Below are 424 nucleotides of genomic sequence, written 5' to 3' on the forward strand. Positions count from 1 at the left end.
TTATCAATCTTATCGATTTTCTCAGGACATCAGATACGATCCAATGTTTTCTTGAGCATTTCTACATTGTTGGCTCTATTACCTAACTGTACAATGACCTTAGATTTATCATTCTCATCAGGCATGGTATCCATATATACCTTGCCCTCTTCGTCATTTTGGTACTCACAAGCTAAGGTTGACCAATACCACGTAAAGAGATTCCAATCCTTACGCTCGTCAACAGCATTCATCCATTGTATAGTACGATGCTCCTTTTGGAGAACTCCCATCAGATAATCTACTCTCTTGATAATATATTGCTGAAGTTCAGGAGAAGATTTGAATCTACTGATAAAGCTACCTTTTGGCACATCCATTGCCAAAGGAGGATACTCCCACCAAAATTCACGTTGTCTTCTTCCACCATTATCCCATTTCAAGC

Annotated in this window: 1 protein-coding gene; it reads right to left on the bottom strand. The window is 38.9% G+C overall.

Annotated elements, in window-relative coordinates:
- Nucleotides 1–29 precede the first annotated feature (29 nt).
- A partial coding sequence (locus D4A39_RS19280; protein WP_158586956.1) for a hypothetical protein occupies nt 30–424 on the bottom strand: 395 nt, incomplete at its 5' end.

Origin of the sequence: Alcanivorax profundi (genome assembly GCF_003597125.1) — a bacterium.
Classification (GTDB): domain Bacteria; phylum Pseudomonadota; class Gammaproteobacteria; order Pseudomonadales; family Alcanivoracaceae; genus Alcanivorax; species Alcanivorax profundi.